The sequence below is a fragment of the Mycobacterium sp. 1245499.0 genome (assembly GCF_001673615.1).
In the GTDB taxonomy this organism is placed as follows: domain Bacteria; phylum Actinomycetota; class Actinomycetes; order Mycobacteriales; family Mycobacteriaceae; genus Mycobacterium; species Mycobacterium europaeum_A.
In genome coordinates this window covers 1-11,587 of record NZ_LZMG01000162.1, presented here as the reverse complement: position 1 = coordinate 11,587, position 11,587 = coordinate 1, and the positions used below count along the sequence as shown (strand labels likewise).

Genomic DNA, 11,587 nt, shown 5'->3' with positions numbered 1-11,587 from the left:
ACCGACCATCCACGTCAACAATGTGGCGTTCTTCGGGCCGGTGCTGTCCAAGATCCCGCGCGGCGAGGAGGCGGGCAAGCTGTGGGACGCCTCGGTGGCCTTCGCGTCCTACCCGCACTTCTTCGAGCTCAAGCGCAGCCGCACGGAGAAGCCCGAATTCGACTAGACCGGTAGGGCGCTGCCCGCCTTGCCCTCGCCGCCGCCAACGCCACGGGTGGCTGTGTAAGGATTGCGGGCATGCGCGTCTACCTCGGCTCTGACCACGCCGGATTCGAGCTCAAGCAGCAGATCATCGATCACCTCACCAAATCCGGGCACGAGCCGATCGATTGCGGCGCCTTCAGTTACGACGCCGAAGACGACTACCCGGCGTTTTGCATCGCCGCCGCGACGCGTACGGTGGCCGACCCGGACAGCCTGGGCATCGTGTTGGGCGGGTCGGGCAACGGCGAGCAGATCGCGGCGAACAAGGTGCCCGGCGCCCGCTGCGCCCTGGCCTGGAGCGTCGAGACCGCGGCGCTGGCCCGCGAGCACAACAACGCCCAACTGATCGGCATCGGCGGTCGCATGCACACCGTGGCCGAGGCGCTGGCCATCGTCGACGCCTTCTTGACCACGCCCTGGTCGAAAGCCGAACGCCACCAACGACGTATCGACATACTCGCCGAATACGAACGCACCCACCAGGCCCCGCCGGTACCCGGCGCGGCCAGCTGACGCCGGAAAGGTCTGCGCGTGCCCGAAGGGCATACCCTGCACCGATTGGCCCGGCTGCACCAACGCCGATACGCCGGTGCCCCCGTCGCGGTGTCGAGCCCGCAGGGCCGCTTCGCCGATTCGGCCGCGGTGGTCGACGGCCGGGTGTTGCGGCGCACCAGCGCGTGGGGCAAGCACCTGTTTCATCACTACGCCGGCGGGCCGATCGTGCACGTGCACCTCGGCCTGTACGGCGCCTTCACCGAATGGGAACGGCCCGGCGACGGACTGTTTCCCGAAGCGGTCGGGCAGGTGCGGATGCGCATGATCGGCGCCGGCTACGGCACCGACCTGCGCGGGCCGACGGTGTGCGAAGTCATCGACGAAGGCCAAGTCAGCGACGTCCTGGCCAGGCTGGGCCCCGACCCGTTGCGCAGCGACGCCGACCCATCCTGGGCGTGGAAGCGAATTGCCAAGTCGCGCAGGCCCATTGGCGCCCTGCTGATGGACCAGACCGTGATGGCCGGGGTGGGCAACGTCTACCGCAGCGAGCTGCTGTTCCGCCACCGCATCGACCCGTTCCGACCCGGCCGCGACGTCGGCGAGGATGAGTTCGACGCGGCCTGGACCGATCTGGTCGCGTTGATGAAGGTCGGATTGCGCCGCGGCAAGATCATCGTGGTGCGGCCCGAGCACGACCACGGCGCGCCGTCGTACCGCCCCGATCGACCCCGGACCTACGTCTACCGGCGGACCGGCGAGCCCTGCCGGGTGTCCGGTGATCCGATCCGCACGACGGTGCTGGAGGGCCGAAACGTGTTCTGGTGCCCGACATGCCAGAAGTGACCGCATTGGCAGGAAACTTTCAGCCCATAACACTGGCGCCACTTGTTTAGCCAAAGCATCTATGCGGGTATCACATAGCCCGTGAAAACTCTTCCACGTTTGGCCGCAACGGCTCTCGCAATCGGCGGGCTGGGTCTGGCGGGCTTGGGCGTCGCAACTGAGGCGCAGGCCCATCCCGGCCCCTTCCCGCAATGGTGCCCGGGTGAGTGGTGGGACCCGGGCTGGGGCAACAACTGGGATTGGAACAACTGCCACGATTGGCGGGGCGGACCCGGGGGTTGGAACCCGCCCGGACCGGCCGGGGGGCCCGGCTGGGGACCGCCACCGCCGCCGCACCCGTGGGGCCCGGGTGGACCGCCGCCGCCGCCCGGCTGGCACCCCTGATCCGACCAGTCACGCAATCAAATGCGCCCCGCCGAATCGGCGGGGCGCATCTGCGTTGAGCGTCAGATGACTCCCAGCACGGAGTAGACCTCGTTGGACAGCACCAGGCTGCGTGGGTCCGCATTGGCCTTGGTCGGGTCGAAGTGATTGGCCACATACGCGTAACCGATGCGGTGCTCCAGGTCGACGAACCCGAACGAGCCGCCCAGCCCGCCGTGGCCGAAGATGCGGGGGTTCGGCCCGTTGACGCAACGCTGGTTGAGCATGTAGCCCAAACCCCAGCCGTGGTCCGCGACCCGCGGCCCCAGCACCAGGTCGGTCTCCAGGCCGCCCTGGCAGACCCGCACCAGGTCCATGTGCTCGCGGCTGAGCACCTTCTCCTGGGCGAGCGCGTTGTAGAACGTCGCCAGTCCCAGCGCCGAGACCTGCCCGTTGGTGCCCGGGAACTCGAGTTCGCGCCACAAGTTCAGGTCGTGCGAGCCGAGTTCGTCGTCGGGGGCGAACCCCATCGAGATCGACAGCCCCGCCTTGGGGTGCTCGGCCAGGCTCCTCGGGTAGCCCGGCGCCTTCGCGTCGGCCAGCAGATCGCGGGCATGCGGCTTGTTGACCCGCTCGGCGCACCGGTGTTGCTCGCTCAGCGGCAACCCGATGTGCACGTCGGCGCCCAACGGTTCGGCGATCTCGGTGCGCAGGTACTGGCCGATGGACCGGCCCGTCACCCGGCGGAACACCTCGCCCGTGATGAAACCGAAGGTGGTCATGTGGTAGCCCTGCGCGGTGCCCGGCTCCCACCACGGCTCGGCGGCGGCCAGCTGTTCGCAGACGTAGTCCCAGTCGGCGACCTGCTCCCACCGCATCCGGGTGCGCGGGCCGATCACCCCGGAGCGGTGGCTCATCACCATCGCCAGCGTGATGTCTTGCTTGCCCGCCTGGGCGAACTCGGGCCAGTAGTGCGCGACGGGGGCGTGCAGGTCCAGTTCGCCGCGGTCGGCGAGCTGGTGCACGCAGGTGGCCGACAGGCCCTTCGTGCCGGACAACACGGTGGTCAGGGTGTTCTGCTGCCACGGTCGGGTACGGGCCGCGTCGGCCCAGCCACCCCACAGATTGACCACTAGAGACCCGTCGACCCACACCGCGACGGCCGCGCCGACTTCGTTGCCCAGCGTGAAATTGCGCTCGAACGCGTCGCGAACCCCGACGAAGTCCGACGCGCATGAGCCGTGAATCAACGCGTCGGTCAACAGGTCGCTCATGGCGCCTCTCTATCGAGCAGATAGTTAGCCCGAGCGGGCGACGGGAATCGAACCCGCGTAGCTAGTTTGGAAGACTAGGGCTCTACCATTGAGCTACGCCCGCATGTAGTTAGTCGAGCGTGACTGTAGCTGGCGACGAAGATCAAATCTAATCGACTCGGTTTTGTGATCGCTCCGTGAGGTCTGCGACGTCGCTGCGAAGCCCGTGGCCAACCCGGTGTTGAGGGGCCTTAGGATCATCGAGGTCAGCGCGGGGTGTAGCGCAGCTTGGTAGCGCATCCGCTTTGGGAGCGGAAGGCCGCAGGTTCAAATCCTGTCACCCCGACCAGCACCACCGGCCGCGCCCTGCGCGCGGCCCACCGACCACCGAGAACGAGCCAAGAACGAGCACTGAGGAGCACACCCGTGAAGAGCACCGTTGAGCAGTTGAGCCCCACCCGGGTGCGCATCAACGTGGAGGTCCCCTTCTCAGAACTCGAACCCGACTTCCAGCGCGCCTACAAGGAGCTGGCCCGCCAGGTGCGACTGCCTGGATTCCGGCCGGGCAAGGCGCCGGCGAAGTTGCTGGAGGCCCGGTTCGGTCGCGAGGCCATGCTGGATCAGGTGGTCAGCGAGGCGCTGCCGGCGCGGTACGGGCAGGCCGTCGCCGAATCAGAGGTGCACCCGCTGGGTCAGCCCGAGATCGAGGTCACCAAGAAGGAGTACGGCGAGGAGCTGGCGTTCACCGCCGAGGTCGACGTGCGACCCAAGCTCGCCCTGCCGGACCCCGGTGCGCTCAAGGTGTCGGTGGACCCGATCGAGGTCAGCGACGAGGACGTGGACGCCGAACTGCAGTCTCTGCGTGCCCGATTCGGCACGCTGACCGGGGTGGACCGCCCGGTCGCCGACGGCGACTTCGTCTCGATCGACCTGTCGGCCACCATCGACGGTGAAGAGGTTCCGGGCGCCGCCGCGCAGGGCCTGTCCCACGAGGTCGGCTCGGGCCGGCTGATCGCGGGCCTCGACGAAGCCCTGATCGGGTTGTCCGTCGACGAATCCAAGGAATTCACCGCGCAGCTGGCGACCGGTGAGCACGCAGGCAAGGACGCGCAGGTCACCGTCACCGTCAAGTCGATCAAGGAACGCGAGCTGCCCGAGGCCGACGACGAGTTCGCCCAACTGGCCAGCGAGTTCGACACCATCGAGGAGCTCAAGGCCAACCTGCGCGACCAAGTCGGCCGGACCAAGCGCGCCCAGCAGGCTGAGAACATCCGGGAGGCCGCGCTCGACACGCTGCTCGGGCAGGTCGAAGTGCCGCTGCCGGAAGCGATCGTCAAGGCCCAGGTCGACAGCGCCCTGCACAACGCCTTGCACAGCCTCAACCACGACGAATCCAAGCTCGAGGAAGTGCTGGCCCAGCAGGGCAAGTCCCGCGAAGAGTTCGAGACCGAGACGCGCACTGCCGCCGAGACGGACGTGAAACGGCAGCTGCTGCTGGACGCCCTGGCCGACGAGCTGGAGGTTCAGGTCGGCCAGGAGGACCTGACCGAGCGGCTGGTCGCGACGTCGCGCCAATACGGCATCGAGCCCCAGCAGCTGTTGGCCTACCTGCAGGAGAACAACCAGCTGCCGGCCATGTTCGCCGATGTGCGCCGGGCGCTGGCCATCGCCGAGGTGATCCGGGCGGCGACCGTCACCGACACCGCCGGAAACGCCATCGACACGAGTGAGTTCTTCGGCAAGCGTTCGGAGGCCGACGATGCCGAGCCGACGGGGGAGGCTGATGCCGAGCCGACGGGCGAGGCTGATGCCGGCGAATCCGACGAGGCCGACGCCGGGGAGTGACCGCGCCGTGACGCTGTGAGCGAACGCGGGGTGCGTGCCGCGAAACGGCGGCCTTGGTTGGTTAGTGTCGTGAATACAGGTCTGAAAGAAAGCAGGTAACCCAGTCGTGACTGACATGCGTTCGCCCTCGCAGGGTCTCAACCTCACGGACTCGGTCTATGAGCGCTTGCTCTCCGAGCGCATCATCTTCCTGGGTTCGGAGGTCAACGACGAGGTCGCCAATCGGCTGTGTGCGCAGATCCTGCTGCTCGCCGCCGAGGACGCGGACAAGGACATTTCGCTCTACATCAATTCGCCCGGCGGATCGATCAGCGCCGGGATGGCGATTTACGACACCATGGTGCTGGCGCCATGCGACATCGCCACCTACGCGATGGGCATGGCCGCCTCGATGGGCGAGTTCCTGCTGGCGGCGGGAACCAAAGGTAAGCGCTTCGCCCTGCCGCACGCCCGCATCCTGATGCACCAGCCGCTGGGCGGCGTGACCGGTAGCGCGGCCGACATCGCCATCCAGGCCGAGCAATTCACGGTCATCAAGAAGGAGATGTTCCGCCTCAACGCGGAATTCACCGGCCAGTCGATCGAGCGCATCGAGGCGGATTCCGATCGCGACCGCTGGTTCACCGCGCAGGAAGCCCTCGAATACGGCTTCGTCGACCACATCATCACCCGCGCCGCCCACATCACCAATGGAGAAGCCCAGTGAACCCCGAAACCCAGCCCCAGGCGCGCTACATCCTGCCGTCGTTCATCGAGCACTCCAGCTTTGGGATCAAGGAGTCCAATCCCTACAACAAGCTGTTCGAGGAGCGCATCATCTTCCTCGGCGTCCAGGTCGACGACGCGTCGGCGAACGACATCATGGCCCAGCTGCTGGTGCTCGAGTCGCTGGACCCCGACCGTGACATCACCATGTACATCAACTCGCCCGGTGGCGGATTCACCTCGCTGATGGCGATTTACGACACCATGCAGTACGTGCGTGCCGACATCCAGACGGTGTGCCTGGGCCAGGCCGCGTCGGCCGCGGCGGTGCTGCTGGCCGCCGGGACACCGGGCAAGCGGATGGCGCTGCCCAACGCCCGGGTGCTCATCCATCAGCCCTCGCTGCAGGGCGTGATCCAGGGGCAATTCTCCGATCTGGAGATCCAGGCCGCCGAGATCGAGCGGATGCGCACGCTGATGGAGACCACCCTGGCCCGCCACACCGGCAAGGACGCCGCGACGGTCCGCAAGGACACCGACCGGGACAAGATCCTGACTGCCGAAGAGGCCAAGGATTACGGGATCATCGACACCGTGCTCGAGTACCGGAAGCTCTCGGCGCAGACCGCCTAGCGTTCCCGGCCCGTCGCCGAGCGTGCACTCACGGCGAATCTTCGCGCGATTTTTCGCCCTGACTGCACGCTCGGTGAATCGCCGCGATATCGGCGGGCCCCACCCGGCAGCATCCGCCGACGATGCGGGCGCCGGCCGTGATCCACTGCGCGGCCAGGTCGGCGCCGAACCGTGACGGGCCGATCCACTTGCGCCGCAAAGCATCCCAGCGTTCTCCGCTGTTCGGGTAGACGATGACGGGTTTCCCGACGGGCGCGGCGTGCGCGATCGCGGGCAACACGTCCGCGGGCGCGCAGCAGTTCACCCCGAGCGCGACGATCTCGTCGACGCCGGCCGCCACCGCGAAGGCCTCGGCCAGTGGTTGCCCGGCGCGGGTGCGGTCCCCGTCGATGGTGTAGCTCAGCCAGGCCGGCACGCCGACCGCGCGCACCAACTCGACCAGCGCCCGCGCCTCGTCGACGTCGGGCACCGTTTCACACGCGAGCACGTCGGCGCCGGCGGCGGCCAGGACCTCCAGCCGCGGCCGATGCCAGCGCGCCAACGCCGCAACCGACAGGCCGTAGCGGCCGCGGTATTCGGACCCGTCGGCCAGCGCCGCGCCGTACGGGCCGACCGAGGCGGCGACCAACAGGCCGTCGACGCCGGTGCCATCGCGCGCCGCCCGGGCGAGCGCGACGCTGCGGCGCAACAACCCGGCGGTCTCCCCGCGATCGAACCCGCGGGCCGCAAAGCCCTCGAACGATGCCTGGTAGCTCGCCGTCGTCGCGATCGCCGCCCCGGCACGAAAGTAGGCGGCGTGCACGGCGACGACGTCCTGCGGGGCGTCCGCGAGCAGCCGGGCCGACCACAGGGAATCGGAAAGGTCATGGCCGCGGGCTTCGAGCTCGGTGGCCAACCCGCCGTCGAGCAGCACGGATCCGCCGGGCCAGTCGAAGCCCGCAGCCAAACCCACCTCGCCACTGTAGGGTGATTTCCTGGGGGTCCGCCCAGGCCTCGCGCGATCGTCGGCGTCGGGTTGGCACCTCCGCCGGTGGTGGGATCGGGGGACAGCCAGCCTCGGTCGCATCACGACCGCGACACGCCAAAGACACGCAAAGCGCGTCTTTCGCGAGTGACGGGCACCGTGTGGCTATATGTTTCATCCATACGGAACAGGCACGAACTCCTGCAAATACCATCGGCGCGATTCAGCGCTTATGGTCGCGGCGGGCCCGATCAAGCGGGTAGCGTCGGTGAATACATGCGGGGACAGGCAACAGCAACGGCGAACAGGAAGTAGGCGCTGACGCACCATGGCACGGATCGGAGACGGCGGTGACCTGCTGAAGTGCTCGTTCTGCGGGAAGAGCCAGAAGCAGGTCAAGAAACTCATTGCGGGCCCCGGTGTGTACATCTGCGATGAATGCATCGACCTCTGCAACGAGATCATCGAAGAGGAGCTCGCCGACGCCGACGACGTCAAGCTCGATGAACTCCCCAAGCCGATCGAGATCCGGGAGTTCCTCGAGGGATATGTCATCGGGCAGGACACCGCGAAGCGGACCCTGGCCGTCGCCGTCTACAACCACTACAAGCGGATCCAGGCCGGTGAAAAGGGCCGGGACTCGCGGCACGAGCCGGTCGAGCTGACCAAGTCCAATATCCTGATGCTCGGGCCGACCGGTTGTGGAAAGACCTACCTGGCCCAGACGCTCGCCAAGATGCTCAATGTCCCGTTCGCCATCGCCGACGCCACCGCCCTGACCGAAGCCGGATATGTCGGTGAGGACGTCGAGAACATCTTGCTCAAGCTGATCCAAGCCGCCGACTACGACGTCAAGCGCGCCGAGACCGGCATCATCTACATCGACGAGGTCGACAAGATCGCCCGCAAGAGCGAAAACCCGTCGATCACCCGCGACGTCTCCGGAGAGGGCGTCCAACAGGCCCTGCTGAAGATCCTGGAAGGCACTCAGGCCTCGGTCCCCCCGCAGGGTGGCCGCAAGCACCCGCACCAAGAGTTCATCCAGATCGACACCACCAACGTGCTGTTCATCGTTGCGGGTGCCTTCGCGGGCCTGGAGAAGATCATCTACGAGCGCGTCGGCAAGCGCGGCCTGGGCTTCGGCGCGGAGGTGCGCTCCAAGGCCGAGATCGACACCACCGACCACTTCGCCGAAGTGATGCCCGAAGACCTGATCAAGTTCGGCCTGATCCCCGAGTTCATCGGCCGGCTGCCGGTGGTCGCCTCGGTCACCAACCTGGATCGCGAGTCGCTGGTCAAGATCCTCTCCGAGCCCAAGAACGCGTTGGTCAAGCAGTACACCCGGCTCTTCGAGATGGACAACGTCGAGCTCGAGTTCACCGACGACGCGCTGGAAGCGATCGCCGACCAGGCGATCCACCGCGGAACCGGGGCTCGCGGCCTGCGGGCGATCATGGAAGAGGTCCTGCTGCCGGTGATGTACGACATCCCGAGCCGCGACGACGTCGCCAAGGTCGTGGTGACCAAGGAGACCGTCCAGGACAACGTGCTGCCGACCATCGTGCCCCGCAAGCCGTCGCGCTCCGAGCGCCGGGACAAGAGCGCCTAACTAGCTCCTGGAGCGCACGGCCATCCCCGGCGACGCCGTTCCCCGGCGTCTTGGGCGTGGCCTGGACCTGCTGAACTTCTTCCTGGCCGACGTTCGTGACGGCTTGGGCCCGTACCTGTCGATCTATCTGCTGCTGACCCATCACTGGGACCAGGAGTCGATCGGGTTCGTGATGGCGGTCGGGGGCATCGGGGCGATCGTCGCGCAGGCCCCGGCCGGCGCCCTGGTGGACAGAAGCACGGGCAAGCGGGCGCTGATCATCGGTGGCGCGTTGACGATCGCCACCGCGTCGCTGGCGATGCCGCTGTTTCCCGGGTTCTATTCGATCTCCGTGCTGCAAGCGCTCACCGGGATCGCCGGATCCGTCTTCGCCCCGGCGTTGGCCGCGATCACCCTGGGTGTCGTCGGGCCCCGCCGCTTCTCCCGGCGGATCGGACGCAACGAATCGTTCAACCACGCAGGGAACGCCTGCGCCGCGGCGATCACCGGCGGGCTGGCCTACTTCTTCGGACCGGTGGTCATGTTCTGGGTGCTGGCCACGATGGCGACCGCCAGCGTGGCTGCCGCGCTGTGGATTCCGGGTAACGCCATCGACCACGAGGTGGCCCGGGGCATGGACCATCTCGCCGGAGCGCCGCATCAGGCGCCGTCCCGGCTGACGGTGCTGCTGGGCAACCACCGGCTGCTGATCTTCGCCGCGACGGTGATCGCTTTTCACTTCGCCAACGCGGCGATGCTGCCGCTGGTCGGCCAGCTGCTGGCGCTGCACAACAGGGACGTGGGCACCGCCCTGATGGCGGGCTGTGTGGTGGCCGCGCAGGTCGTCATGGTGCCGGTGGCCTATCTGGCCGGGGCCAAGGCCGATTCCTGGGGAAGAAAGCCGATCTTCCTGGCCGGTTTCGCGGTGCTGGCCGCCCGTGGATTCCTCTACACGTGCTCCGGCAACCCGTACTGGCTGGTGGGCGTGCAGCTGCTGGACGGGGTCGGGGCCGGTGTGTTCGGCGCTCTGTTTCCCCTGGTCGTGCAGGACGTGACGCACGGAAGCGGACGGTTCAACGTCAGCCTGGGGGCGGTGACGGCCGCGACGGGCGCCGGTGCCGCGGTGTCGAACCTCGTCGCGGGCGCGATCGTGGTGGCGGCCGGCTATGACGCCGCATTCGTCTTCCTGGGTGCCCTCGCCGCGGCCGGCTTCGTGTTGTATCTGTTCGCGATGCCGGAAACGGCCGCTACCAAGATCGGCGCCGAAAACGTGACACCCGGTGCTCGACACGGTATGAACGACGGTTGCTAACGCGCAAGACGTGACCAACGCCACAGTTTGCCGTGCTACTCATCAGTAGACGACGCTGACGTCGCCTTTTGGCCGCGAAGGCTTGCGAGGGGGCGGCGGGGAGACGGCGATGGTGACCGAAAATCAGTGCCATAATTGATACTTCCAGTGACATCAAACCGACACGGCCGGAAAGTCACTTTCACGGGCGTAATCTAGTTTGCGCGCGGTGTCCGCGCGGTGAACAAAGTGGAGGGCAAAGAGGTGGATCCGAACGGCAGCGGAGCCGGATCAGACTCACAGAATGGGGCTCCCCCCAACGGATCTGCCCGTCAGCGCCTCGAGCAAGTCGTCATTCGCTTTGCCGGTGACTCCGGCGACGGCATGCAGCTCACCGGCGACCGGTTCACCTCCGAGGCAGCGCTTTTCGGCAACGACCTGGCGACCCAGCCCAATTACCCGGCCGAGATCCGCGCACCCGCAGGCACGCTGCCCGGCGTCTCGTCGTTCCAGATCCAGATCGCCGACTACGACATCCTGACCGCCGGTGACCGGCCCGACGTCCTCGTCGCGATGAACCCCGCTGCGCTCAAGGCCAATATCGGGGACTTGCCCCGTGGCGGCATGGTGATCGCCAATTCCGACGAGTTCACCAAACGCAACCTGACCAAGGTCGGCTACGTCACCAATCCGCTGGAGACCGACGAGTTGTCGGACTACGTCGTGCATTCCGTCGCGATGACCACCCTGACGCTCGGTGCGGTCGAGACGATCGGCGCCACCAAGAAGGACGGCCAGCGCGCCAAGAACATGTTCGCGCTGGGCCTGCTGTCGTGGATGTACGGGCGGCCGATCGAGACCAGCGAGAAGTTCATCCGGGAGAAGTTCGCCCGCAAGCCCGAGGTCGCCGAGACCAACGTGCTGGCGCTCAAGGCCGGCTGGAACTACGGCGAGACGACCGAGGCCTTCGGCACCACCTACGAGGTGTCCCGGGCGACCCTGCCCTCGGGCGAATACCGCCAGATCTCGGGCAACACCGCCCTGGCGTACGGCATCGTGGCGGCCGGCCAGCTGGCCGACATCCCGGTCATGCTCGGCAGCTACCCGATCACCCCGGCGTCCGACATCCTGCACGAGCTGTCCAAGCACAAGAACTTCAACGTCATCACCTTCCAGGCCGAGGATGAGATCGGTGGCATCTGTGCCGCCATCGGCGCCTCGTACGGCGGCGCGCTGGGCGTCGACGACGAGCAACGGCAGCTCGGTCATCACGGCCAGCCCGAGGGCTTCGGACTTCAGCGAGATGCCCGGACCCGACGTGGTGGTGACGCCCAGCGCGCCGCCGTACGAGGCGCCGATGGCGGCACAGATGCCACCGATCTCATCCTCGGCCTGGAAGGTGA

General features: G+C 67.3%; 10 protein-coding genes, 2 tRNA genes and 3 pseudogenes. 11 read left to right on the top strand and 4 right to left on the bottom strand.

Features of this window, described 5'->3' with window-relative positions; genetic code table 11:
- The 4 genes and pseudogenes from A5646_RS09230 to A5646_RS27975 all read left to right on the top strand — a co-directional run.
- A pseudogene (locus A5646_RS09230) lies at positions 1-166 on the top strand (Rv2466c family mycothiol-dependent reductase); the annotation flags it as partial.
- A gap of 71 nt (positions 167-237) precedes the next feature.
- Entirely contained in the window at positions 238-717 is a 480-nt protein-coding gene (locus A5646_RS09225) for a ribose-5-phosphate isomerase (RefSeq protein ID WP_066860232.1), read from the top strand.
- An 18-nt stretch (positions 718-735) separates the two neighbouring features.
- Complete coding sequence (locus tag A5646_RS09220; RefSeq protein WP_067021339.1) at positions 736-1,542, top strand: Fpg/Nei family DNA glycosylase; 807 nt, start codon at positions 736-738, stop codon at positions 1,540-1,542.
- A gap of 99 nt (positions 1,543-1,641) precedes the next feature.
- Positions 1,642-1,926: a hypothetical protein gene (locus tag A5646_RS27975; RefSeq protein ID WP_082984683.1), complete on the top strand. Its 285-nt coding sequence runs from the start codon at positions 1,642-1,644 to the stop codon at positions 1,924-1,926.
- Positions 1,927-1,988: 62 nt separating this feature from the next.
- Here the strand turns inward: A5646_RS27975 and A5646_RS09215 are convergent, their stop codons facing one another.
- Together A5646_RS09215 and A5646_RS09210 are read right to left on the bottom strand one after the other, a co-directional pair.
- Entirely contained in the window at positions 1,989-3,179 is a 1,191-nt protein-coding gene (locus A5646_RS09215) for a serine hydrolase domain-containing protein (RefSeq protein WP_066880245.1), read from the bottom strand.
- 32 nt (positions 3,180-3,211) lie between these two features.
- Positions 3,212-3,282 (bottom strand) — tRNA-Gly (locus A5646_RS09210).
- A 148-nt stretch (positions 3,283-3,430) separates the two neighbouring features.
- On the opposite strand from A5646_RS09210, the gene A5646_RS09205 reads away from it, so the two are divergent.
- From A5646_RS09205 to clpP2, 4 genes are all read left to right on the top strand, one after another.
- Positions 3,431-3,507, top strand: a tRNA-Pro gene (locus tag A5646_RS09205).
- A gap of 77 nt (positions 3,508-3,584) precedes the next feature.
- Positions 3,585-5,003 (top strand): trigger factor, encoded by a 1,419-nt coding sequence (gene tig / locus A5646_RS09200; RefSeq protein ID WP_067021337.1) that lies wholly within the window; start codon positions 3,585-3,587, stop codon positions 5,001-5,003.
- 115 nt (positions 5,004-5,118) lie between these two features.
- Entirely contained in the window at positions 5,119-5,709 is a 591-nt protein-coding gene (gene clpP1 / locus A5646_RS09195; RefSeq protein ID WP_066860220.1) for an ATP-dependent CLP protease proteolytic subunit ClpP1, read from the top strand.
- Positions 5,706-6,341 (top strand): ATP-dependent CLP protease proteolytic subunit ClpP2, encoded by a 636-nt coding sequence (gene clpP2 / locus A5646_RS09190; protein ID WP_066860217.1) that lies wholly within the window; start codon positions 5,706-5,708, stop codon positions 6,339-6,341. The genes clpP1 and clpP2 overlap by 4 nt, the downstream gene beginning before the upstream one ends.
- 28 nt (positions 6,342-6,369) lie before the next feature.
- On the opposite strand, the gene mmuM is transcribed toward clpP2, so the two are convergent.
- Positions 6,370-7,293 (bottom strand): homocysteine S-methyltransferase, encoded by a 924-nt coding sequence (mmuM, locus tag A5646_RS09185; RefSeq protein WP_231998273.1) that lies wholly within the window; start codon positions 7,291-7,293, stop codon positions 6,370-6,372.
- Positions 7,294-7,633: 340 nt separating this feature from the next.
- On the opposite strand from mmuM, the gene clpX reads away from it, so the two are divergent.
- From clpX to A5646_RS28875, 3 genes and pseudogenes are all read left to right on the top strand, one after another.
- Positions 7,634-8,914, top strand: coding sequence for an ATP-dependent Clp protease ATP-binding subunit ClpX (gene clpX / locus A5646_RS09180; RefSeq protein ID WP_064953001.1), 1,281 nt, complete (start codon positions 7,634-7,636; stop codon positions 8,912-8,914).
- A gap of 22 nt (positions 8,915-8,936) precedes the next feature.
- A complete protein-coding gene (locus A5646_RS09175) occupies positions 8,937-10,205 on the top strand; it encodes an MFS transporter (RefSeq protein ID WP_156765561.1) in 1,269 nt (422 codons plus the stop codon).
- A gap of 243 nt (positions 10,206-10,448) precedes the next feature.
- Positions 10,449-11,426 (top strand): annotated as a pseudogene (locus tag A5646_RS28875) (2-oxoacid:acceptor oxidoreductase family protein); the annotation flags it as partial.
- Here A5646_RS28875 and A5646_RS28870 read toward each other — a convergent pair.
- Positions 11,418-11,543 (bottom strand): annotated as a pseudogene (locus A5646_RS28870) (hypothetical protein); the annotation flags it as partial. The pseudogenes A5646_RS28875 and A5646_RS28870 overlap by 9 nt on opposite strands.
- Positions 11,544-11,587 lie beyond the last annotated feature (44 nt).